Annotated in this window: 18 protein-coding genes; 8 read left to right on the plus strand and 10 right to left on the minus strand. The window is 70.6% G+C overall.

Annotated elements, in window-relative coordinates:
- Positions 1 to 28: 28 nt before the first annotated feature.
- Positions 29 to 2,128, plus strand: coding sequence for a DUF3027 domain-containing protein (locus FHR82_RS45490; RefSeq protein ID WP_221465040.1), 2,100 nt, complete (start codon positions 29 to 31; stop codon positions 2,126 to 2,128).
- A complete protein-coding gene (locus FHR82_RS43210; RefSeq protein WP_184816517.1) occupies positions 2,125 to 4,896 on the plus strand; it encodes an ATP-binding protein in 2,772 nt (923 codons plus the stop codon). Before FHR82_RS45490 ends, FHR82_RS43210 begins: the two co-directional genes overlap by 4 nt.
- Before the next feature lie 489 nt (positions 4,897 to 5,385).
- Here FHR82_RS43210 and FHR82_RS43215 read toward each other — a convergent pair whose 3' ends face one another.
- On the minus strand, positions 5,386 to 5,673 hold the full coding sequence (locus FHR82_RS43215) for a DUF2530 domain-containing protein (protein ID WP_311771569.1): 288 nt from the start codon (positions 5,671 to 5,673) through the stop codon (positions 5,386 to 5,388).
- Between the two features lie 20 nt (positions 5,674 to 5,693).
- Here FHR82_RS43215 and FHR82_RS43220 point away from each other — a divergent pair, with 20 nt between their 5' ends.
- From FHR82_RS43220 to FHR82_RS43230, 3 genes are all read left to right on the plus strand, one after another.
- A complete protein-coding gene (locus tag FHR82_RS43220; RefSeq protein ID WP_184816518.1) occupies positions 5,694 to 7,142 on the plus strand; it encodes an NCS2 family permease in 1,449 nt (482 codons plus the stop codon).
- A gap of 16 nt (positions 7,143 to 7,158) precedes the next feature.
- On the plus strand, positions 7,159 to 7,647 hold the full coding sequence (locus tag FHR82_RS43225; protein WP_184816519.1) for a MarR family winged helix-turn-helix transcriptional regulator: 489 nt from the start codon (positions 7,159 to 7,161) through the stop codon (positions 7,645 to 7,647).
- An 89-nt stretch (positions 7,648 to 7,736) separates the two neighbouring features.
- Positions 7,737 to 9,011, plus strand: a complete 1,275-nt coding sequence (locus FHR82_RS43230) for an MFS transporter (protein ID WP_184816520.1) — start codon at positions 7,737 to 7,739, stop codon at positions 9,009 to 9,011.
- 350 nt (positions 9,012 to 9,361) lie between these two features.
- Here the strand turns inward: FHR82_RS43230 and FHR82_RS43235 are convergent, their stop codons facing one another.
- A complete protein-coding gene (locus FHR82_RS43235) occupies positions 9,362 to 10,858 on the minus strand; it encodes a glutamate-cysteine ligase family protein (RefSeq protein WP_184816521.1) in 1,497 nt (498 codons plus the stop codon).
- 151 nt (positions 10,859 to 11,009) lie between these two features.
- Between FHR82_RS43235 and FHR82_RS43240 the strand changes: the two genes are divergently transcribed.
- Together FHR82_RS43240 and FHR82_RS43245 are read left to right on the plus strand one after the other, a co-directional pair.
- On the plus strand, positions 11,010 to 11,795 hold the full coding sequence (locus FHR82_RS43240; RefSeq protein ID WP_184816522.1) for a TrmH family RNA methyltransferase: 786 nt from the start codon (positions 11,010 to 11,012) through the stop codon (positions 11,793 to 11,795).
- A 24-nt stretch (positions 11,796 to 11,819) separates the two neighbouring features.
- Complete coding sequence (locus tag FHR82_RS43245) at positions 11,820 to 12,416, plus strand: DUF2537 domain-containing protein (RefSeq protein WP_184816600.1); 597 nt, start codon at positions 11,820 to 11,822, stop codon at positions 12,414 to 12,416.
- Positions 12,417 to 12,444: 28 nt separating this feature from the next.
- Here the strand turns inward: FHR82_RS43245 and FHR82_RS43250 are convergent, their stop codons facing one another.
- From FHR82_RS43250 to FHR82_RS43260, 3 genes are all read right to left on the minus strand, one after another.
- Complete coding sequence (locus tag FHR82_RS43250) at positions 12,445 to 12,858, minus strand: DUF5959 family protein (protein ID WP_184816523.1); 414 nt, start codon at positions 12,856 to 12,858, stop codon at positions 12,445 to 12,447.
- A 465-nt stretch (positions 12,859 to 13,323) separates the two neighbouring features.
- Positions 13,324 to 15,159 carry an ABC transporter ATP-binding protein gene (locus FHR82_RS43255; protein ID WP_311771571.1) on the minus strand — a complete coding sequence of 612 codons (1,836 nt, stop codon included), beginning with the start codon at positions 15,157 to 15,159 and terminating at the stop codon, positions 13,324 to 13,326.
- A 73-nt stretch (positions 15,160 to 15,232) separates the two neighbouring features.
- Positions 15,233 to 17,017 (minus strand): ABC transporter ATP-binding protein, encoded by a 1,785-nt coding sequence (locus FHR82_RS43260; RefSeq protein ID WP_184816524.1) that lies wholly within the window; start codon positions 17,015 to 17,017, stop codon positions 15,233 to 15,235.
- A 140-nt stretch (positions 17,018 to 17,157) separates the two neighbouring features.
- Here FHR82_RS43260 and FHR82_RS43265 point away from each other — a divergent pair, with 140 nt between their 5' ends.
- Positions 17,158 to 17,403, plus strand: a complete 246-nt coding sequence (locus FHR82_RS43265; RefSeq protein WP_225944048.1) for a hypothetical protein — start codon at positions 17,158 to 17,160, stop codon at positions 17,401 to 17,403.
- A gap of 128 nt (positions 17,404 to 17,531) precedes the next feature.
- On the opposite strand, the gene sepH is transcribed toward FHR82_RS43265, so the two are convergent.
- From sepH to FHR82_RS43290, 5 genes are all read right to left on the minus strand, one after another.
- Positions 17,532 to 19,217: a septation protein SepH gene (gene sepH, locus FHR82_RS47050; protein WP_260418211.1), complete on the minus strand. Its 1,686-nt coding sequence runs from the start codon at positions 19,215 to 19,217 to the stop codon at positions 17,532 to 17,534.
- Between the two features lie 129 nt (positions 19,218 to 19,346).
- Entirely contained in the window at positions 19,347 to 20,183 is an 837-nt protein-coding gene (locus FHR82_RS43275) for a phosphoribosylaminoimidazolesuccinocarboxamide synthase (protein ID WP_184816525.1), read from the minus strand.
- Positions 20,184 to 21,308, minus strand: a complete 1,125-nt coding sequence (gene serC, locus FHR82_RS43280; protein ID WP_184816526.1) for a phosphoserine transaminase — start codon at positions 21,306 to 21,308, stop codon at positions 20,184 to 20,186. It abuts the gene before it with no gap.
- A 54-nt stretch (positions 21,309 to 21,362) separates the two neighbouring features.
- The gene (locus FHR82_RS43285; protein ID WP_376706499.1) at positions 21,363 to 22,526 is read right to left on the minus strand and encodes a sensor histidine kinase; all 1,164 of its coding nucleotides are present in this window, start codon (positions 22,524 to 22,526) and stop codon (positions 21,363 to 21,365) included.
- 62 nt (positions 22,527 to 22,588) lie between these two features.
- The gene (locus tag FHR82_RS43290; protein WP_184816527.1) at positions 22,589 to 23,248 is read right to left on the minus strand and encodes a response regulator transcription factor; all 660 of its coding nucleotides are present in this window, start codon (positions 23,246 to 23,248) and stop codon (positions 22,589 to 22,591) included.
- Between the last annotated feature and the right edge of the window lie 48 nt (positions 23,249 to 23,296).

The raw sequence follows: 23,296 nt of genomic DNA on the forward strand, positions 1-23,296 counted from the left end.
GCTGAGCGGTGGGGCACAATCGGTGGCGATGAACGTGCAGCAGTCTGACCTGAACGACCCCGCCCTCGTGGCGGAGGTCGACCTGGCGCGTGCCGCCGCGCAGGAAGAGGCGGGCGACGAGCGCGTTGGCGACTACGTCGAACACCACATCGAGGACGATGCGGCGGTAACCCACCTCTTCGAAGCCGACAAGCCTGGCTACCAGGGTTGGCGCTGGGCTGTGACCATCACGTCGGCCGGTCCGTCGTCCGATGTCACGGTGAGCGAGGTGGTCCTCCTCCCCGGCCCGACCGCGCTGGTGGCGCCCGAGTGGATCCCGTGGCAGTACCGGGTGCAAGCGGGCGACCTGGGTGTGGGCGACCTGCTCCCCACGTCTCCGGACGACCCTCGGCTCGTCCCGGCGTACCTGGAGTCGGACGACCCGGCGGTGGAAGAGGTGGCGACCGACGCGGGCCTGGGCCGCGTCCGGGTGATGTCCCGTCCGGCCCGTCTGGACGCCGCGGACAGGTGGCAGCAAAGCGAGTTCGGTCCGCGTTCGGACATGGCCCGCAGCGCCCCGGCCCACTGCGGCACGTGCGGCTTCTACCTGCCACTGGCCGGCTCGCTGCGCGCCGCCTTCGGCACGTGCGGCAACGAGATGGCCCCCGCGGACGGCCACGTCGTGCACATCGAGTACGGCTGCGGCGCCCACTCCGAGGCTGAGGTGGAACAGGTCAGCCCGGTACTGGTAGCCGACCTGATCTACGACGACGCGCTGCTGGACGTCGAGCCGCTGGAGATCGTGGACGCGGTCCCAGCGGCCGCGGAGCCGGTGGACGCGGAGCCGGTCGACACGACCGACGCTGAGTCGGTTGGTGTGGTGGATGCTCCCGTGGTCCCCGACGCCGAGGCGATCGCCCCGGCTCCGGCTTCGGACGCTCCGGCGGCTGAGTCGGTTGGTGCGGTGGACGCTCCCGCAGTCCCCGATGCGGAGGCGATCGCTCCCGCTCCCGAGTCGGACGTCTCGGTGGCGGAGCAGGTGGCCGCGGCCGCGGCTCCGGAAGCTGAGCCAACCGCCGCAGAGTCCGAGTCGAGCGCTCCGACCACGGAGTCGACGGATGCTTCCACCTCAGAGCCGGTTCCGGCTCCCGAGTCGCCTGCCGCGGTGGACGCTCCTGCAGCTCCCGAGGCCGAGCCGACTCCTGTGGCCGAGTCGGCGGCTTCCGAGGCCGAGCCGATCTTCGAGGCTGAGCCGACAGCTCCCGCGCCTGAGGCCGAGTCCACTGCTTCCGCTGTGGAGCCCGAGCTGGCTCCTGTGGCCGAGTCGGCGGCTTCTGCTCCTGAGGCCGAGCCGATCGAGGCTGAGCCGACGGCTTCCGCCGCAGAGCCCGAGTCGGCACCGGTGGCCGAGTCAATGGCTCCCGTCCTCGATGTCGAGGTGACTTTCGATGTCGAGCCGTTGCCCGTGGCCGAGTCGACGGCTTCCGCTACCGAGCCCGAACCGAGCGCCCCGGCAGCCGAGCCGGACGCCCCCGTCTCCGAGCCCGAAGCCCATGCGGCTCTCGCGCCCGAGTCGAGCGTCCCGGCCACCGAGTCGAATGTCCCGGTGACTGCTGCCCCCGAGACCGAGCCGAGCACCCCGGCCATGACGCCGGACGTTGCGGCGGATGCCCCTGCGGCAGAGTCCGTGCCCGAGCCGGTTGCGGCCGAGGACGCTCCTGCGGCGGAAACCGAGCCGACAGCCGCGGCAGTCGAGTCGGTAGCCGCCCTCGAAGCTCCCGCCGCTCCCGAAGCCGAGCCGGCTCCCGAGGCCGAGCCGACGGTCCGCGCCGAGGAAGCCGCCGAGCCGCCGGCCGCCGCGGTGGAAGGCCTGGGCGTTACCGGGTCGGAAGCTCCCTCGGCCGAGCCGGACAGTCCGGTCACCGAGTCGGAGCAGGCTGACCCGACGGCCGCGGCCGTCGAGGCGGTCGCGGCGGTGGAAGCCCCCACCGTCTCCGCGCCGACTCCCAAGGACACCAGCCCGGAGGCAGCGCCCAAGGTCGACCCGAGTCCTCCCACCGCCGGCACACCGGTCAGCGCCGAGGCTCCCGCCGACATCGAGCCGGTGGTCACCGCCGAGACGTCCGACGAGTCCACCCGCCGCGAGTGACCGATCCCTTCGGCACCGCCGCGTTGCGGGAGTCGGTGCTCGGCTCGTGGCGGTCCTCGCCCACCCGCCTCCGCGAGGACACCAACGCCGAAGAGGACCTCGTCCTCGGCGGCTACCGCGACCGGCTGCTCATCGAGCTCGCCCAGAACGCCGCCGACGCCGCCGGCAGCGGCGGCACGCTCAAAGTGTCCCTTGTGGACGGCGAGCTGCGCGTTGCCAACACCGGTGAACCCCTTACGCGCCAAGGAGTTGAGGCCCTCGCCTCGCTCCGTGCCTCCGCCAAGCAACATGGCGTCGGCCGGTTCGGTGTCGGGTTCGCCGCCGTGCTCACGGTCTGCGACGCGCCCCGCATCGTCTCCACCACCGGCAGCGTCGCGTTCGACGTCGAGCGCACCCGCCGCGAAGCAGGCGCCGACCGCGCTCCCGTGCTCCGCCTGCCCTGGCCGACCGACGAAACCCCGCCCGACGGCTTCACCACCGAGGTCCGCCTGCCGCTCCGCGAGACCGTCGACCTCGACGAGTTCCGCGGTCAGGCCGGCGACATCCTCCTCGCCCTCGACGCGCTCACCCGCATCGAGATCGGCGACGACGTCTGGTGGCGCGACGGCGCCGACATCCACGGACCGGACGGCGTCACCCGATGGGTCGTCGTGCGCGACCACGGCGAGTTGCCGTCGGATCCCGCACTCGGCGCCGAAGCGCGTCCGCAGTGGACGATCTGCTGGGCGCTCCAGGTGGACGGTGGCCCGCGACCACGGGACACGGATGTCCTCTACGCGCCCACGCCCACCGACGAGCGACTTTCCCTACCTGCCAGGCTGATCGCGAGCCTTCCCGTCGAACCGTCCCGTCGGCGGATCCGCCCGGGGGCCGCCACCGACCACGTGCTCGCCGCCGCCGCGCGCGCATACCCGCGCCTGCTTGACGAGCTGGCGCCCGAAGAGCGACCGAAAGTCGTGCCACTGCCGCGTTTTCCACTGTCCGAAGTGGATGAGAAGCTGCGCGACGGTGTGCTGGAACAGCTCCGCATATCGCCGTGGCTGCCGTCCGCGCTCGACGACAAGCCGCTCACCCCGGCGGAAGCGCGGCTGCTTCCCGTGCCCAGCAAGGAACTCGCCGAGTCCGTCGCACAGTACATCCCGGGGCTGGTGCGCGCGGAGTTCGTGGAGCAGGCCGCCGCTCTTGCCGCGCTGGACGTGGTCCAGTTGCGACTGTCCGATGTAGTCGATGCGCTGACCGGAATCATCCGTCCGCCAACGGAATGGCGCGAGCTGTACCAGGCGCTGGACAAAATCGTGGACAACGATCCGTCCGTGGTGGACGACCTCGGCGCACTGCCGGTGCCACTCGCCGACGGACGCACCGTGCCCGGCCCGCGCGGCGTGCTCATCGCCGACCTCGATCTGTCCAGTATGGAGGGTGTGCACGTCGTGCACCCCGACGCCGTGCACCCGCTGCTCGAACGGCTTGGCGCGCGACATGGTGGTGCGGAAGAACTTCTGGCCGCGATGGCCAGCGAGGTCGAGCACAGTCTCGAAGACGCCGAGTCCGGTCTGGACATCGGCGCGCTCGTGAACACGGTGCTGCGACTGGTGGCCGAGGCCGGAGTCCGCCCCGGTGACGAGCCGTGGCTCGGTGCGCTGGCACTCCGGGACGCGGACGGTGAACCCCGCCGCGCGGACGAACTCGCCCTCCCCGGCACGAAGTTCCTCACCGTCCTCGCCGAAGACTCACCCGTCGGTGTCCTCGCGGACGACATCACCGCGCAGTGGTCACCGCCCGTGCTCGCCGCGGTGGGTGTCCTGGACGGTTTCACGATCGTCGTCGACGAAGCGCCGGAAGGTCCCGACCACGACCTCGCCGACGAGGCCGACTGGTGGGACGACCAGCCGGAACCGCCGGCCAGGATGGAAGCGATCCGCGACCTGGACCTGGTCGCCGACGACGCGTGGCCGGCCGCGATCCGCCTGCTGGCAAGCGAGCCCGACACCTGGCGCGCGCTGCGCAGCGGTTACACAGCGTGGTGGATCGCGCATCACGCACTGCTGGCCGGCGAACCACCGGCACACTGGCGCCTGCCGGCCGCGAGCGAACTGGCCGGCCTGTACGACACCGCACCGACCGACCTGGAACCACATCTCCAGGAGCTGATGGGCGTCCGCGGGGAGCTGGCCGTGGAGTCCACAGAGGACGCCGAGGACCTGCTCGACCGCCTGGCGGACCCGACCAGGACGATCACGCGAGGCACCATCCGGCGCGTGTACGTCGCACTGGCCGAGGCCGTCCGCGACGACGTGGTCGACCCGGCCGACCTGGACCCACCTCCGGAGGTCCGCACGGCGGACGGCGAGGTCACCGACAACGGTGCGGTGCTGGATGTCCCGTGGCTGGCCCCGGTGACGGACGGCTATGTGGCGATCGACGCCGACCTGGCCACGCCGCTGGCGGAGCTGCTCGACATCCCACTCGCGTCGGAAGCGGCTCCGGCGGGACCGGACGGTGGCGACCCGGTGGCGTGGTCGGACCTGGGCGCGGTGGTGGACGCGTGCGACGTGATCGGCCTCCCGGTGCCGGACGGCGGCCCGATCATCCACGATGGACTGGAAGTCGCCGGGCGACGAGTGCCGTGGTGGGTCGAAGGCGACACGGTCCACTGCGAGGACTCGACGGCGGGGCTGGGCCGGGCGCTGGCGTGGGTGACCGACCGCTGGGAGGACCGCCACCTGCTGGCGGCACTGCTGGAAGACCCGTCGAACAGCGACGCGTAGGCCTCCGGCCCCCGATTCCAGCCTAGCGAGCACCCCCGACACAGAACGCCGACGAAGGCCGAGTTGTCCACAGCACCATGAGTTGTCCACAGACGACCCACGATCACCCCGAAACGTAACCCCCACCTAGTAAGCTGGCATGGCGGGACGCCCCCGGGACAGGGTGGGGGTTGGGTAACGCGCGCGCGAGCCGTCGCGGGATGTGGGGGGCTGCGGAGGGATTCGCGGCGGAGCCGGGTTCTCGGTGCGGTACTTGAGGCTTTCGCCGGAATTCGCGAGTTGTCCACAGGCAAGATCGACAACGGCGCGAATGTCACCGCCCGCCGGTAGAATGGCAAGGCGGGACGCCCCCGGGATCGGGTGGGGGTTGCAACGCGCGCGCGAGCCGCAGGTTGGTGGGGCTCTCGGGCGGCGTGGTGGAGCTTCGCGAGCAACCTGCCCGGACGTGGCGTGGACGACGTTCAGCGACGTTCAGCGGCCGTCAGGCCGTCAGCGCAGGCGTTGGGCTCCTCGGCTGCCCCGGCGCGAGGCAGCGCGTTGCCAGGCCATGACCGGCACGCCGATCAGCCCCAGAGCCGTTCCCCACAGCGCGGTCCACACCCAGATCGGCGGGAACACCTCGAACCCGTAATGCCCCACCAGCAGCACGCACGTCAGCACGACCCACAGGCCCGTCCCCACGTACACCAGCGGCGCCAGCGCCAGCAGCCGGTCGGGCAGCGGGGGAGGTGACTTCTGTGTTTCGATTCCCGGGTCGGGTTTCCCTACGTCGGACACATGCGCGAGGCTACCGGGCCATGGCAAACAGGACAGCCGCCCTCGATCGGTTCTTCAAGATCTCCGAGCGGGACTCCTCCGTCGGCCGGGAGGTCCGCGGTGGGGTCGTCACGTTCGTGACCATGGCGTACATCGTCGTGTTGAACCCGCTGATCATCGGATCCTTCGCCGACGATCCGGCGCACACGGACAAGTTCGGCGGCTTCCTCCCGGTCGACCAGGTGGCCGCCGTCACGGCGCTGGTCGCCGGGGTCATGACGATCCTCTTCGGACTCGTCGCCAACTACCCGTTCGCCATGGCCACCGGTCTCGGCATCAACGCGTTCGTCGCCGTGTCGATCGCGCCGCAGATGTCCTGGCCCGCCGCCATGGGGCTCGTCCTCGTCAACGGTGTCATCGTCCTCATCCTCGTCGTCACCGGCGTCCGGACCGCCGTGTTCAACGCGGTCCCGCCGTCGCTCAAGGCCGCGATCGCCGTCGGCATCGGCCTGTTCATCACGCTCATCGGGCTCGTCGACGCCGGGTTCGTGCGCCGCCTGCCCGACGCGGCCGGGACCACCGTCCCCGTTGGACTCGGCATCAACGGCTCGATCGCCTCCTGGCCGACGCTCGTGTTCGTCGTCGGGCTGGTCCTCACCGGCATCCTCGTCGCGCGGCGAATCAAGGGCGCGATCCTCATCGGCGTCATCGCGACGACCGTGTTCGCGATCATCCTCGAGGCCATCGTCGACGCCGGGCCGTCCATGGGCACCGACCCCAAGGGCTGGAACCTCGGCTACCCGGGCGTCCCCGACCAGGTCGTCGACACCCCGAACCTGTCGCTGCTCGGCGACGTGAACTTCGACGCCTGGATCCAGGTGCCGATCATCACCGCCGTCCTGCTGGTCTTCACGCTCGTCCTCACCGACTTCTTCGACACCATCGGCACCATGACCGGCCTCGGCAAGGAGGCGAACCTCGTCGACAAGGACGGCAAGCTGCCCAACACCGGCAAGGCGCTGTTCGTCGACGGCCTCGGCGCGGTCGCGGGCGGTGCGGCGTCGTCGTCCTCCAACACGGTGTACATCGAGTCGGCGTCCGGCATCGCGGAGGGCGCGCGGACCGGGCTCGCCAACGTCGTCACCGGTCTGCTGTTCATCGCGGCGATGTTCTTCACGCCGCTGTACAACTCGGTGCCGGTCGAGGCGGCCGCGCCCGCGCTGGTGATCGTCGGCGTGCTGATGATGGCGCAGATCAAGGAGATCGACTTCGCCGACTTCACGATCGCGCTGCCCGCGTTCCTGACGATCGTGGTCATGCCGTTCACGTACTCGATCGCCAACGGCATCGGCGCCGGGTTCGTGAGCTACGTGCTGATCCGCGCCGCCACGGGCAAGATCCGCGGCATCCACCCGCTCATGTGGATCGTCGCCGCGGCCTTCGTGGTTTACTTCGCGATCGGCCCAATTCGGGCGGCGTTCGGCGGCTGAGCCCGGGCGCAGGCGGATGTTGAGTGACTGGGGTCAACTCGTGAGGTATGCTAACGATGTGTCGAACAAGGAGCTAGACGTAGCCGAGAGCTCCCTGACCAGCCGGTTACGGCTGGCGGTAGTGCGGCTCAATCGCAGGCTCCGCGCCCAGCGGACCAGCTCCTCGATCACGCTCACCCAGCTGTCAGCACTGTTCTGCCTGTACAAATGTGGCCCCCTCACCCCAGGTGAGCTCGCGGCCAAGGAGGTTGTCCAACCCCCGTCGATGACCAGGGTGATCGCTGCTCTCGAGGAACTCGGCTACGTCAGCCGTCGACCGCATCCCAGTGACGGCCGGCAGGCCATCGTAGAAATCACCGAGGAGGGGAGCGCGCACATCCGAGCGGACATCTCCGCGCGCGAGGCCTGGCTGGACAAGCGGCTCGCGGAACTCACCGAGGCGGAACGGGAACTGCTCTCCCGCGCGGCGGAGATCATCGACAGGATGGCGAGCCAACAGGATTAGTGGCAGAAAAGAGAGAACTGACAACCGATTCGACAACATCTCGAGCCGGACTCGCCGAGGACTCGAAGAAACCCGCCGAACATCGCAGCATGTTGGCGGCGCTCCGGGTACGGAACTACCGGCTCTTCGCATCCGGGCAGATCGTCTCGAACGTCGGCACCTGGATGCAACGCATCGCACAGGACTGGCTCGTGCTCGAGCTGTCCGGCTACGACCCCGTCGCGCTCGGGGTCGCGGCGTCGCTGCAGTTCCTGCCGACGCTGTTCCTGACGCTGTGGGCCGGGGTGCTGGCCGACCGCATCGACAAGCGCAAGCTGCTGATGGTCGTCCAGGCCGGCATGGCGCTGTGTGCGCTGGCGCTGGGGCTGCTCGACGTCGGCGGGATCGTGCAGCTGTGGCACGTGTACCTGCTGTGCCTGGTCTTCGGCGTGTTCACCGCGTTCGACCCGCCGGTGCGGCAGAGCTTCGTCGGCGAGATGGTCGGCCGCGAGCACCTGGCGAACGCCGTCGCGCTGAACTCGTCGACGTTCAACCTGGCCAGGGTCGTCGGCCCGGCGATCGCGGGTCTGATGATCGTCTGGACCGGCACGGGCTGGGTGTTCCTGGTGAACGCGGTCACGACGCTGGCGGTGATCTACGGGCTGTTCCGCATGAACCCGGCGGAACTACACCGGACGGCGGTGACCACGTCGCGGCGCGGCCAGCTGATGGCGGGACTGCGGTACGTGCGAGGTCGGCCCGACATCATCGCCGTGCTGGTGCTGGTGTTCTGCGTGAGCACGTTCGCGTTCACGTTCTTCACGACCCTGGCGATCGCGGCGGCGAACGTGTTCCACCGCGATGCCGACGGCTACGGCCTGTTGTCCACGCTGCTGGCGGTGGGCAGTTTCGCCGGCGCGCTGCTGGCCGTGCGGCGGAGCACGCGTCGCAAGCCGGGCCTGGGCCTGCTCGTCGGGGCGGGTTTCCTGTTCGGGTTGTTCGAGGTCATCGCGGGTCTGATGCCGACATACCTGGCGTTCGGGCTGGCGCTGATCCCGTGCGGCCTGGCGATGATGACCTTCATGAACACGGCGAACAGCACGATCCAGCTGTCGACGGCGCCGGAGATGCGGGGCCGCGTGATGGCGCTGTACATGCTGGTGTTCATCGGCGGCAACCCGGTCGGCGCGCCCATGACGGGCTGGATGGCCGCGGAGTTCGGCGGCCGGTCCCCGTTCATCATCGGCGGGGCGGTCGCCGTGCTGTCGACGGTGGTGTGCGGCTGGGTCCTCGCACGTCGCGGCGGCATTCAGGTCCGCTCGCGCCTGCCGTGGGTACGAAGGCCACTGGTGGCTCGAACACCGGAGCTTGCGCACGTTGATTAAGTTAGGCTAACCTTAGCTCGTCGCTTCGTGGTGGGAGCGGCAGTCAGTTCGGGAACAGCGAGACCCCCACTCCGGTTCGGCAGACGGCACTGCTCGGAGTGGGGGTCTCGTCTATGAATGGCCAGGTCAAACACGTCGCCCTGAACCCAGGACTGTCACGTGGGCAGCCCCCACCCGATCCCGGGGGCACCCCGCCTTGCCAGTCTACCGGGTGGGGCCGACATTCTCGCCGTTGTCGATCTTGCCTGTGGATAACTTCCTGGTTCGGGGAAATGTCTCAAGTTCGGTCACCGAACCTGAGTGGAGGTCCGCCGACGACGGCGATGACCAGGGCTGTTGTGAGCTACTTCTCAGGTGACCGCCCACGTGTGGACGGGCGCGTTGGTGTCCGACAGCTCCACGTAGCGGTGCAGCATGCCGACCAGTGCGGCGTCGCGGTCCAGGCCGCGGGCCTCCAGGGCGGCGACCGTCTCGCGTTGCCACGTCGAGCCCGTTCGTTGTGCGAGGCAGCGTTGCTCGATCACACCCAGGTAGCGTTCCCGCACCGCGTCCGACACGCCGCACTCGCGCAGCCCGTCGTGGGCCATCGGCAGCAGGCGGCGCAGCACCAGCTCGTCCGGTGGGACCCAGCCGATGCCCGGCCAGTACAGCTGCGCGTCGAACGCGTGCCGGGCGCCCGCGTACAGGTTCTCCTCCGCCGCCTGGAACGACATCTGTGTCCACACAGGACGCTCCGCGGTCGCCAGTGCGCGCTGCGCGCCGTAGAAGAACGCCGCGTTCGCGATCAGGTCGACCACCGTCGGGCCCGCGGGCAGTACCCGGTTCTCGACCCGCAGGTGTGGAATGCCGTCGACGACGTCGTACACCGGGCGGTTCCAGCGCCAGATGGTGCCGTTGTGCAACCTCAGTTCCGCGAGTTTCGGGGCGCGGCCCGCGTTGAGCGCCTCGATCGGGTCCTCGTCGTCGATTTCCGGGAGCAGGCCCGGGAAATAGCGCACGTTTTCCTCGAACAGGTCGAAGATGGACGTGATCCACCGCTCCCCGAACCACACGCGCGGGCGCACGCCCTGGTTCTTCAACTCCTGCGGGCGGGTGTCAGTTGCCTGCTGGAAAAGGGGAATCCGGGTCTCGTGCCAGAGTGCCTTGCGGAGAAGGAAAGGCGAGTTGGCGGCAATTGCCACCTGAACGCCGGCCAGGCACTGCGCCGCGTTCCAGTGGGACGCGAACTCCTCCGGCGGCACCTGGAGGTGCAGCTGCGCGGACGTGCACGCCGCCTCCGGCAGGATCGAGTCCGCCGAGCTGCGCAACCGTTCGCCCCGCTGACCCGGGATAGCCGGGCCTTCCATGGACAGCACCATGTCCTCGCCGCGCGCGGCGAAGATCTGGTCGTTCAGCCTGGAATACCTGGCATTGGTCGACAACCAGCGGGCCTTGAAGTGCTCCTCCCGCAACGTCGGCAGCGTGCCGATCATCACGAGCGCCGCGCCGGCGTCCTGCGCCTTGACGTTCGCGTCCGTGAGCGACACGCGCAGTTCAGTCTCCAGCTCGCGGGCCTGGTCGCCGGACAGCGGCCGCGGCAGCACGTTCAGCTCCAGGTTGTGCTGACCCAACTCCGTGGTGAACGACGGGTCGTCGAGCTTCTCCAGCACCACGGTGTTGGCCATCGCGGGCTGCAGTAAGTCGTCCACCAGGTTCAGCTCGACCTCGAGCCCGATCGTCGGTGGCGAGGTGGAGAAGCCGCCCTCCGTGAGCATTCTCGCGAGGGCGTCCAGACAGCGCTGGACCTTCAAACGGTAATGCTGGCGAGCCGACCGATCGGACGTGCCGGTCGCGACATCCTGTCCCATTCCGCCCCTCCCAGCCGATCCGAGCAGTCGGCGTGTGCGCGGGAAGTTCAACCGTTACACACGGTGGAAGCTGTTACTAGGGGCCAAAAAGGTGCATCGTTACAGTGTGAATGTTACGCAGAGCAAGGCATGTGTGTGGCTCACGTAACATATGCGCGTGATCGAGGTGACCGACCCGGACGACCCGCGGCTCGACGAGTACCGCTTTCTCCGCACTGCCGACCGCAGACCTGACCGGCCCGGCGGGCTGGGGCTGGTGATCGCCGAGGGGACGATCGCCGTGAGCCGCATGCTCGCCTCACGGTACCCGGTGCGGTCGATGCTCGGCGTGCGGCGCAAGCTCGAGACCCTGCCGCCGGTCGACGCGCCGGTGTACGTGACGACCGCCGAGGTGATGGCCGAGGTGATCGGCTTCCACCTGAACCGCGGCGTGCTCGCGATGGCCGACCGGCCCGAACCGCTGTCCGTTTCGTCCGTGATAGACGGTGCCCGCAGGCTGGTCGTGCTGGAGGGCGTCGGCGACCACGAGAACCTCGGCGCGCTGTTCCGCAACGCGGCCGGGCTCGGCGTCGACGGCGTGCTGCTCGGCGCCGGCTGCAGCGACCCGCTGTACCGGCGCAGCGTCCGTGTCTCGATGGGACACGTGCTCGCCGTGCCCTTCACGACGCTGTCGCCGTGGCCGGACGGGCTGAAGCTGTTGCAGGACAACGGCTTCACTGTGATGGCACTCGCGCCAGCTGGTGCGGCTGACCTGTCGTCGGTCACGCCGCCCGTGAAGGCGGCGGTGATGCTCGGGTCGGAAGGCCCCGGGCTCACGGCGGAGGCGATCGCGGCGGCCGACATGGCGGTGAAGATCCCCATGGTGGGCGGGGTCGACTCACTCAATGTGGCGACAGCGGGTGCGGTCGCCTTCTACGCTCTCGGCCTGGGCCGGTAGTTTCGGAAGGTGTCGATGTCGGGGATACAGCTGCGCGCGAACGGCGAGCGAGCGGTGCTGGTCGGTGACGACGGTGCCGGTGGCGTCGACGGTGCCGCGGTCACCGAGCCGGGTCGCCTGCCGCTGGGCACCGAGCTGACCGACGCGCTGCACGAGTGGGCGAAGGTCGCGGCCGCGGTGGGCCGCGCCGAGCCCGGCACGGCCGCGGGTGCGGTCGTGTCACGGCGCGGGCTGCAGCTGGCCGGGCGCGTGGCGACGGCGCTGGGTGTGGTCGTCCGGTACGTGGATCCCTTGTCGGGCACCGAGTCCGTGGTCGAGCCGGTGCGGGCGCCCGCACCGCCACCCGCGCCACCTCGGCCGCCGGAGCCGGTGCCGTGGCTGACCGGGCTGACCGTGTCGGCGGCGAGCGCGGTGCTGGTGGTCGTGACGGTGGTGACGCTGGCGGTCACGCTGGCGGAGACGTACTCGCTGCTGGCGCTCGCGTCGAACGCGGTGGTGACGGCGGGGCTGCTGCCGTCGCTGTGGCTCATCCACCGGCAGCCGATCTGGCGCTGGGTCGCGTACGGGGTGGCGGTGGGCATCGGCGTCGCGTGGCTGGCGCTGCCGTTCGTGCTCTTCTAGGCGGAGGTCGTGCTTCGCCCAGGACCTGCTAGTCCACCGGCCAGGTCTTCAGCGTGAGGTCGAGGCGTCCGTAGGCGTCGTCGAACCACTCGTCGGGCAGGGGGACGGTGACCGTCACGGTCGTCGCCGCGCCGCCGTCGTCGTCCTTGATCGTGACGAGCGCCTGGTCCCCGGCGCGTTCGATGATCATCGACGCGCCGCGGGTGTGCTCGCGCCAGCCGATGTCGTGGCCTGCGTCGAGCCCGTCGAGCGCGTCGCGCCACTCCCAGAGGTCCGCCGGGACGACCGTGGCCCTCAGGGTGCCGCGCACGAACGGGGTGTCGACCAGGAACTCGCCGTTCAGCACCCGGGTCGACACGACTTCCTGCGCGCCGGTGATGCGGAGGACGACGCTGTTGCCGTGCCCTTCGAAGCGGATCAGATCGATGGGTTCATCAGCCACGTGCGCTCCTTTTGCCCTGTTCGAGGCGCCGCCTCCGGCCCCGGTCGACCATTGTCTCAGGGAAGACCGACATCGGGCCGGGGGATGTGAGCCGTGCGAGACAGGTTGTCCACAACCTGTCCAGTTGTCCACAACCTGTCCAGTTGTCCACAACCTGTCCAGTTGTCCACAACCGCGCCCCTCCCCCTCGCTTTTTCCGCCACCCCCTGATAGACTGGCAAGGCGGGACGCCCCCGGGACAGGGTGGGGGTTGCGTTCCGGGCGGTGCGCCGTTCTGGTGGGCTGATCGCGGTGGGGTCGGCCTGGTCAGTCTGCGTTTCTTCGCCTGGTGGCTGCGTTGAACGTGCCGCCTCCGGACTCCAGGTGCCAGCCCCGGCTCGACGAGCGCACGGACCACGCGAGGGCCGGACACGCGGCGGATCTCCGCCCGCCACGTGTCCGGCCCTGCGCGTGACCGCTCCCGCATCAGGCCAGCGACTCCAGCCACGTGCGGTGCAGTGCCGCGAACCGGCCGCCCCTGCCCTCGATCAGTTCCACCGGTGAACCGTCCTCCACGATCCGGCCGCCCTCGACCACCAGTACGCGGTCGGCGATCAGGACCGTCGACAGGCGGTGCGCGATGATCAGCGCCGTCCGGTCCGCCAGTACCGACTCCAGCGCGCGTTGCACCGCCCGCTCCGTCGGCACGTCCAGGCTCGACGTCGCCTCGTCCAGCACCAGCACCGACGGGTCCGCCAGGAACGCCCGCGCGAACGCCACCATCTGCCGCTGGCCCGCGGACAGCCTGCCGCCGCGTTTGCGCACGTCCGTGTCGTAGCCGTCGGGCAGTGCCGCGATGAACTCGTGTGCGCCCACCGCTGCCGCCGCCGACTCCACCTCCGCGCGCGACGCCGCGGGCCTGCCCAGCGCGATGTTGTCCGCCACCGAGCCCGCGAACAGGAAGTTCTCCTGCGTCACCGTGACCACCTCGTGCCGCAGTTCGGCGTCCGCCACCTCGCGCAGGGACACGCCGTCGAGTCGCACCGCGCCCGTCGACGGGTCGTAGAACCGGCCCACCAGCTTCGCCAGCGTCGACTTGCCCGCGCCCGTCGCACCCACCAGCGCGACCGTCTGACCAGCCGGGATCTGCAGGTCAAAGCGCGGGAGCACCACCGGTGTGGTGGGGGAGTAGCGGAACTCGACCTGGTCGAAGTCGATCGCCCGGCCCGTGTCGCGGGACGGCAGCGGCCGAGGCGAGGACGGCTCGACCACCATCGGCTCCTCCTCCAGCACACCCGAGATCTTCTCCAGTGCCGCGATCGCCGACGTGTACGAGTTCGCGAACATCGCCAGCTCGTCCAGCGGGTCGTAGAACCGGCGCAGGTACAGGGTGAACGCCGTCAGCACGCCAAGCGCGAGGTCGCCGTCGACGACCCTGACCGCGCCGATCGCCAGCACGGTCGCCAGCGTCAGGTTGCCGACCCACCGCACGGTCATCGTGAAGCGCGCGACCACGATCAGCGCTTCCTTGTTGGCCGCGCGGAAGCGGTCGTTCAGCCCCGCCATGATCGTCTCGTTGCGGTCCTCGCGGCGGAACGCCTGCACCGCGCGCATGCCGTTCATGGTCTCCACGAACTGCACGATGATCTTCGCGATGGCGCCGCGGGTGTCGCGGTACGCGTGCCGCGACCGGAGGTAGAACCAGCGGGTCACCCAGATCAGCGGGATCAGGCCTGCCAGCACGATCAGCGCCAGTGGCACGTCCATCACCAGCAGCATGATCGCGATGCCGACCACCGAAAGGACCGCCGTGAGCAGGCCGTCGAGGCCGTCCTCCAGCAGGTCGTGCAGGGAGTCGATGTCGCTGGTCATGCGGGAGATGACCTTGCCGGACGTGTACTTCTCGTGGAACGAGATCGACAACCGCTGGGCGTGCTCGAACACCCGCTCCCGCAGGTCCAGCAGCACGTCCTGCCCGAACCGCCCCGAGACCTTCAGGAACGCGAACCGCATGCCCGCCGCGCCGAGGCCCGACACCAGGTACGCACCGACGCACCACGCCAGCGCGGTCGTGTCACCGTCGATCGCGTCCGGGATGCCGGTGTCGATCGCGACCGCGATCACCAGCGGGCCGACCAGCGTCAGCACGTTCTCCAGCACGACCAGCCCGAACGCCAGCAGCGCGGTGGCCAGGCGCGGGCGCACCAGCGAGGCCAGCAGCCGCCGCGACCTGGCCTGCAGGCGGCTGCCGACCAGCGCGTCGATCTCCTCGTTGTCCTCCGCGGCCACCCCGCGCCACTGTTCCTCGGTCGGCGAGCTCACGACCGCTCCTCGCAGGCTCCGAGCGGCCGCTCGCGGCCGCCCTGTGTCCAATGGTTCGCTCCGCAAGCTCCGCTCATGCGACCACCTCGCTCGGTTCCTCGTCCATGGTGGACAGCAGGGCGCGGTACTTCTCGTTCGTGGCAAGGAGTTCCGAGTGACTGCCCACCGCGGTGATGCGGCCGTCGGCGAGCATCGCGACCCGGTCGGCGAGCTGCACGGTGCTCGGCCGGTGCGCGACCACGAGCGCGGTGACGTCGGTCAGCACGTTGCGCAGGGCGTGCTCGACCTCGGCCTCGGTGTGGACGTCCAGCGCGGACAGCGGGTCGTCCAGCACCAGCACCGACGGCTTGCCGACGACCGCGCGGGCCAGTGCCAGCCGCTGCCGCTGCCCGCCGGACAGCGACAGGCCCTGCTCGCCGATCCGCGTGTCCACGCCCCACGGCAGGTCGTGGACGAAGTCGGCCGACGCGACCTGAAGTGCCTGGCGCACATCGTCTTCCGTCGCCCCGGTCGTGCCCAGCGCCACGTTCTCCCGCACGCTCGCGGAGAACAGCACCGGTTCCTCGAACGCGGTCGCGACCACCGAGCGCAGGTCCGCGAGGGCCAGGTCGCGCACGTCGACGCCGTCGACGGTGACCCGGCCGCCCGTGACGTCGGCGAGCCTGCCGACCAGTGCGGTCAGCGTCGTCTTGCCGGAGCCGGTGGCGCCGACCAGCGCGATCGTCTCACCGGGCCGCAGGTCCAGCGTGACGCCGCGGAGCACCTCCTCGTCGGTGCCGGGGTAGGCGAAGCGGACGTTCTCGAACCGCACGTGACCGCGGGCGTGCGCGGGCAGCGTCCGAGGGGCGGGCGGGTCGGTGATCGTCACCGGTGCGTCGCGCACCTCCCAGTAGCGGGTGGAGGCGGTCGCGGCCTGGTTGGTCTCGGCGAGCAGCCAGCCGATCGAGTCGGTCGGCCAGCGCAGATAGGTGGCGACGGCGACGCCCGCGACCAGGGTGCCGACGGTCATGGTGCCGTCGACGATCGCGAACGCGCCGAACAGCAACTGCCCGGCGATCGCGATCTCCGGCAGCACGATGATCGCCGCCCAGAGCAGGCCGACGGTGTGGACCTTGCGCAGCTCGGTGGCGCGGAGGGCCTTCGCCTCGCGGGTGAACCGGTCGGCGAGGTGACGGCCGCGGCCGAAGGCCTTCAGGACGCGCACGCCCAGCACCGACTCCTCGACGATGGTGGCGAGGTCACCGTTCTGGTCCTGCGCACGGCGGGCGAGGACGGCGTACTTCGACTCGTACAGCGTCGAGATCAGGATCAGCGGCGCCGCGCACGCGAGCGAGATGATCCCGAGGACCGGCGACAGGACGAAGAGCACGACCAGGCCGACCACCAGCGTCAAGGTGTTCACGATCAGGAAGATGAACGCGAACGCGATGAAGCGGCGCAGTGTCGAGAGGTCCGACACGGCGCGGGACAGCAGCTGGCCGGACTGCCACCGGTCATGGAAGGCGATCGGCAGGCGCTGCAGGTGGTGGTACAGGTCGTCGCGGAGCTGTGCCTCGATGGAGGTGCTGGGACCGGCGATGAGACGCCGCCGCGTGTAGAACAGCACGGCCTCGCCGGTGCCCAGCGCGGCGATGGTGATGATCAGCCAGGTGAGCTGGGTCGTGTCTCGGTGGGCGACCGGGCCGTCCAGGATCCGCTGGATGAGCAGCGGGATGGTGAGCCCGCAGATCATCGACCCGAAGACGGCCGTGCCGGAGCCGATCATGCGGCCGCGGACCGGTCGGAGGTAGGCGCCGAGACGCCGCAGAGCTGCGATGTTCGTGCTGCGGGCAGGTTGATGTGACTGAGTTTTGCTCATGATCTCCCCACGGTGCCGCTCTCGACCGTATGCGAGACGCCCCGGCGCGGCATCCGTTTTTCGCGGAGGAACACTGAGGCTGTCGGCTCAGAGTGCGACCTCCAGTGCGGTGGAGGTCAAGACTGCGGGATCATTCGGACATGACGCGACCGGAAGAGGTGCGCTTCCTGCGCACCCAGTCGACGATGGCGTACTCCGAAGGTCGGCTGCTCGCGCTGCGGGAGGGGGCGTTGCACGTCCTCGCCCCGGACGGCTGGACCCGTCTGCGCACCGAACGCCCCCGTGGGACGACGTGGCTCACCCGTGAGCAGGCCGAGGACTGGTGCGAGCGGGAAGGGTGGCCACTGCAGCTGCTGAATCAGGTGCCGCACGCGGGCCGGGTCTGAGTGGTCGACAGCGGAGGCCCGCCCCGGGAACGGTCAGTGCCCTGAAAGACGCTTGCAGGGCATCGAGCCAGGCAGGGTGCCGCTGGTCGACACGCGAGCCCGGTCAGCGGGCCCGCGTGCCGACTGTGTCAGCGGTTGCTGCGGGTGCCGAGAAGGACGTCTTCCCAGCTGGGGACGCTCGGGCGGGCCTTGCGGCCCTTCTTGCGGGCCGGCGCGGCTGGCGCGGGCGGTGGGGTTGGTTCGGTCTTCGCTGCCGGGGTGTCTTCCGGGGCGGCTTCGTCGATCGCGGGCATGGTTGTGCTCGCGGACTCCTCTTCTTCTGCTGGTGCGGCCGGGCTCGCTGCTGGCGAGGCGGTGCTCGCCGCGGCCGCGGGGGCCGGCTGTTCCGCCGGGCGCGAGGAGGTGCGCGCGGCAGGAGCTGCCTGCTCCTCGGGGATGGCTGGCATGGTCGGGCGCGCTGAGCGCGGCTGGGCGGGTTCCTTCACCGGTGGGGACGGCGGGGAAGCAGGGGTGGCAGGCGCCGCCGTGGCAGCGGCCGGTTCCGGCGCGGGCGCGGGTTCCGGCTCCGGTGTGGGCTCCGGTTCCGGCGCGGGCTCGGCGCGGGCGGGTTCCGGCTGGGCCGGTTCCTGGACGGGCTCCGGAGCAGGTTCCGGACGCGCGGGTGCCACGGGGCGTGGCGGCTCGGCCGGGCGTTCGGCCTGCTGAACCGGCTCCACCGGAAGCTCTTCTTGCCGGGCGGCCTCCGCCGGACGCTCTTCTTGCCGGACCGGCTCCGCCGGACGTTCTTCCTGGTAAACCGGCTCCGCGGGACGCTCTGCCTGGCGAACCGGCTCTGCCGGGCGCTCGGCCAGGCGTTCTGCCTGCTGGACCGGCTCGGCCGGGCGCTCCGCTGGCCGCTCAGCCGGACGCTCTGCCTGCCGGGCCGGCTCCGTGCGGTGTTCCGCGGGCCGGTGGTATGGCTCGGGCTCAGGGCGGTAGGACTCCGGCTCGCGGTAGGAATCCGGGCGGTAGTCACGCGGAAAACCGCGGCCGTACGGTTCCTCGACCGGCAGTGCCGGCTGCTCGACCAGGCCGACCGGCGCCGCGTCGTCCGTCAGTTCGAAGTCCTGTACGTAGTCCTGTTCCTCGACCCGGCGCGGCGGCTCGCCACCGTTGACCGCCTGGCGCCGTACGTCCGCCACCTGCAGGGCCTGCGCCGCCAGCTCCGTCACCGGGCGAACAGTGCGCAGGCCGCGGTTCGGGTTCGGGTCCAGCAGGTCGAGGGCGTGGTCGTCGAGAGGAGTGACCGTCCCGCCGTGGGCGCCGGGGTGGAAGGACCAGTGGGCGTGGTTGTTCGACCGGCCCGCCGTCCAGGTGAGCTGGACGACCCACTTGCCGTCCTCGCCCTTCCAGGAGTCCCAGACCGCGGCGGTGTAGTCCTGGCCGCGGGCGGCGAACGCCTGCGCGACGACCTCACCGAGCTCCTGGACATCCGGCCCGTCCTCACGCACGGGGTGCGCCCGCTGGGCCAGCTCAGCAGTGCGGGATCGCTCGAGCAGCACCGGGTACGCGAACCGCTCGACCCGCTCGGGCGGCACGCCGGCCGCTGCCGCGACCTGCTCGACTGACTCTCCCGCACGGATGCGGGACTGGATCTCACGAGGACGCATCTGGCTCTCCAGCTCGATGGCGATCTGGCCGAGTCGGGTGATGTCTCCTCTGGCCGCCGCACGCAAACGTTCGTCCGCGGGGATCTGAAAGCGCTCGCCGCGGTCGGACTCGAGAATGACGATCTTGCCATCCTCTCCGAGTCCGACGACCCGCAGCGCACGCATCGCGGCCTCCTCGAGCGTCAGAAAAGACTTCACCTCGCCAGCTGCCCACGTTAGATCGGCGGGTCGCCTTGACGGGCTAGGCGCGCCGAGTAACGTGCCTCTGTTCCCACCGATCTTGCCGGTTCGGGTTCAGATACGCCAGGTCAGACCGGTGATCTTCTCGTACGCGTCCACGTACCTGGCGTGCGTGGCCTCGACCACGTCGGCCGGGATCTCCGGTGCGGGCGGGTTCTTGTCCCACCCGGTGCCCGCCGCCCAGTCGCGCACGAACTGCTTGTCGTACGCGTGTTGCGCGCGGCCGGGCTCCCAAGAGGACAGCGGCCAGAAGCGGGACGAGTCCGGGGTCAGCACCTCGTCGGCCAGCGTCAGCTCGCCGTCGGGAGCCGTGCCGAACTCGAGCTTCGTGTCCGCCACGATGATCCCGTTCGCCGCCGCCCTGGCCGCCCCGCGCTCGTAGACCTCCAGCGTCAGGTCCCGCAGGCGGGTCGCGGTGGACAGGCCGACGACCGCGGCCACGTCGTCGAACGTGGCCGGGGCGTCGTGGCCGCCGTCGGAGACCTTGGTGGTCGGCGTGAAGATCGGTGCCGGGAGCTTGGCGCCCTCGACCAGGCCGCGTGGCAGCGGCACACCGGAGATCGCGCCAGTGGCCTGGTACTCCTTCAGCCCGGAACCCGCGAGGTAGCCGCGGGCGATGCACTCGAACGGCACCATCTCGAGGCGGCGGCAGCGGATGGCCCGGCCCGCGAACTCGGCCGGCACGTCCGTCGCCGACACGAGGTGGTTCGGCACGATGTCCGTGAGCTGGCCGAACCACCAGACGGACAGCTGCGTGAGCAGCGCGCCCTTGTCCGGGATCGGGGTCGGCAGCACGACGTCGTACACCGACACGCGGTCCGAGGCCACCAGCAGCAGGTCGCCGCCGTCGGAGTAGATCTCCCGGACCTTCCCGCTGTAGACGTGCTGCACCTAGATCCGCTCCACCAGCCAGTCGACGCACTTGGTCAGCGCCGTGACGTCATCGGGATCGACAGCCGGGTACATGGCGACGCGCAGCTGGTTGCGGCCCAGCTTGCGGTACGGCTCCACGTCCACGACCCCGTTCGCGCGCAGCGCCTTGGCGATCTCCGCCGCGTCGGTGCCCTCGGCGAAGTCGATCGTGCCGACCACGTTGGACCGGTGCGCCGGGTCGGCCACGTACGGCGACGCGAACTCCGACTTCTCGGCCCACTCGTACAGGCGCCGCGCCGACTCGGCCGAGCGGCCGGTCGTCCACTCGAGACCGCCGCCCGCGAGCATCCAGTCGATCTGCTCGGCCATCAGGTACAGCGTGGCGATGGACGGCGTGTTGTACGTCTGGTCCTTGAGCGAGTTCTCCAGCGCGGTCGGCAGCGACAGGAACTCCGGCACCCAGCGGCCGCTCGCGCCGATCTCGCCGACGCGCTCCAGCGCGACCGGGCTCATCAGCGCGAGCCACAGGCCGCCGTCGGACGCGAAACCCTTCTGCGGGGCGAAGTAGTAGACGTCGTAGTCCTCGGCCTTGACGGGCAGGCCCGCCGCGGCGGACGTCGCGTCGATCGCGACCAGCGCCTGGTCCGCGCCGTCGGGGCGGGCCACCGGCACGGAGACACCGGTCGAGGTCTCGTTGTGCGCCCAGCCGACCACGTCGGCGCCGGGGCTGTACTCGATCGCGGGCGCGGTGCCCGGCTCGGCCTTGGTGACCACCGGGTCCTTGAGGTACGGGGTGGTGACGGCCTTGGCGAACTTCGAGGAGAACTCACCGAACGTGAACGCCTGCGCCTGCTCGCGGACCAGGCCGAACGCGAGCGCGTCCCAGAACGCCGTGGTGCCGCCGTTGCCGAGCACCACCTCGTAGCCCTCGGGCAGCGAGAACAGGTCCCGCAGACCGGAGCGGACCTGCCCGACCAGGGACTTCACCGGCTTCTGGCGGTGGGAGGTGCCCATGATCGCCGCGCCGTCGGAGGCGAGGCGCGCCAGCTGCTCGGGGCGCACCTTCGAGGGCCCGGAGCCGAAACGTCCGTCGGCGGGCTTGAGGTCGGCGGGAAGCACGAGGTCGGTCGAGGCTTGCGTCATCAGGGCGGCTTCTCTCCACGTGATGAGGGTTGTCTGCAGGCGCCGTTGCCGCCCTCAGTCTCCTCCATGCGCCCGGAGCGCCACTCGGGGGTCGGTTACTCCCACCTGCTGGAATGGCAGTGTCACGCTAATGCGCAGGCCGCCGCCGGGATTCGGCACCGCCGCGACCTCGCCGCCGTGTGCGGCGACCACCGACCGCACGATCGACAGGCCCAGCCCGGCGCCCGCCCGGTGCGAGGTGCGGTCGGCGTCGAGCCTGCGGAACGGCTCGAACAGGCCGGCGACCGCCTCGGCCGGCACGCGCGGGCCGGTGTTGGTGACCACCAGCGCGGGCCACTCGCCGACCTCCACCAGCACCGAACCGCCCGGCTCGTTGTAGTGGATCCCGTTGTGCACGAGGTTCGTGACCAGGCGTTCCAGCAGCACCGGGTCACCGGCGGCGACCCGCGGCCCCAGCCGGGACGCGACCGTCACCGCGGCCTCGTCGGCGAGCCGGCGCGTCCCGTCGAGGACGGTCGCGACGACGTGGTCGAGGCGGACGAGCTGGTGGCTCGCCAGCCCGCGGTCACTGCGCGCGAGCAGGAGGAGTCCGTCGATCAGGCGCTCGGTTCGCTCGTTCGTGTGGAGCAGGTGCTCGCCCAGTCGCTTCAGTTCGGGGCTCGCGGCCGGATCGGCCATCGCGACCTCCACGATCGTGCGTTGCACGGCGAGCGGGGTGCGCAGTTCGTGGGAGGCGTTCGCGACGAAGCGGCGCTGACTGTCGAACGAGGCGGCGAGCCGGTCGAGCATGCCGTCGAACGTGTCGGCCAGCTCCTTCAGCTCGTCGTGCGGGCCGTCGAGGTTGATCCGCCGGTCCATCCGCCCGGCCTCGAGGCGCCGGGCGGTCGCGGTGATCCGCTCGACCGGGCGCATCACGCGGCCTGCCATGAGCCAGCCGAGCAGCGCCGCCATGGCGCCGACCAGCAGGAGCGCGATGCCGGAGATCAGCAGGATGGTCTGGATCGCCGACTCGCGGTAGCCGGCCACCGCGCCGTCCACGGCCTGGTAGGTGACGGTCAGGCCACCCTCGTCGCGGCCCTCGACCACGCTGGACGCGTAGGCGGAAGGCTGCGGCAGGGCCTGGCTGACCAGCACGTAGTTGACGAACAGCAGGATCACGCCCGCCAGCAGGAACAGCCCGCCGAAGGCCAGTGCGAGACGGGTGCGCACGGACAGCACGACGGCGGCTCCGCGCAGGCCCCGGGCGGTCCCGGCACCGTGGTTCGCGCCGAGGGCTCCGCTCACGACGTCATCCGGTAACCGGCGCCGGGCACGGTCTCGATGACCGGTGGGTCGCCGAGCTTGCGGCGCAGCGTCATGACCGCGACGCGGACGGCGTTGGTGAACGGGTCGGCGTGCTCGTCCCACGCCTTCTCGAGCAGGTCCTCGGCGCTGACCACCGCGCCGTCGGCCCGCATGAGCACCTCGAGCACGGCGAACTCCTTCCGCGACAGCGGCAGGTGCCGCCCGTCCCGCGACGCCTGGTGCCGCGGCCGGTCCAGCCGCACGCCGCCGCGTGCCAGCACCGGCGGCAGCGCGGGCATGGCCCGGCGACCGAGTGCCTGCACCCGCGCTACCAGCTCGGCGAACGCGAACGGTTTCGTGAGGTAGTCGTCGGCGCCGAGCGCGAGGCCCGCGACCCGGTCGATGACCTCGGTGGCGGCGGTCAGCATCAGCACCTTCGCCTCGCCGCCGGCCCGCACCAGCGCACGGCACACGTCGTCGCCGTGCACACCGGGCAGGTCCCGGTCGAGCACGACCACGTCGTAGGCGTGCACACCGACCCGCTCCAGCGCGGCGTCGCCGTCGTAGCAGACGTCGACGGCCATCGACAACCTGCGCAGTCCCTCGGCGACGGAGTCCGCGAGGAGCTGTTCGTCCTCCACGACCAGCACCCGCATGGCGTCAGTGTGCGCCGCCGGGGCATAAGGCCCGGATAAGCGGTTTCG

This window comes from Actinophytocola algeriensis (assembly GCF_014203735.1).
In the GTDB taxonomy this organism is placed as follows: Bacteria; Actinomycetota; Actinomycetes; order Mycobacteriales; family Pseudonocardiaceae; genus Actinophytocola; species Actinophytocola algeriensis.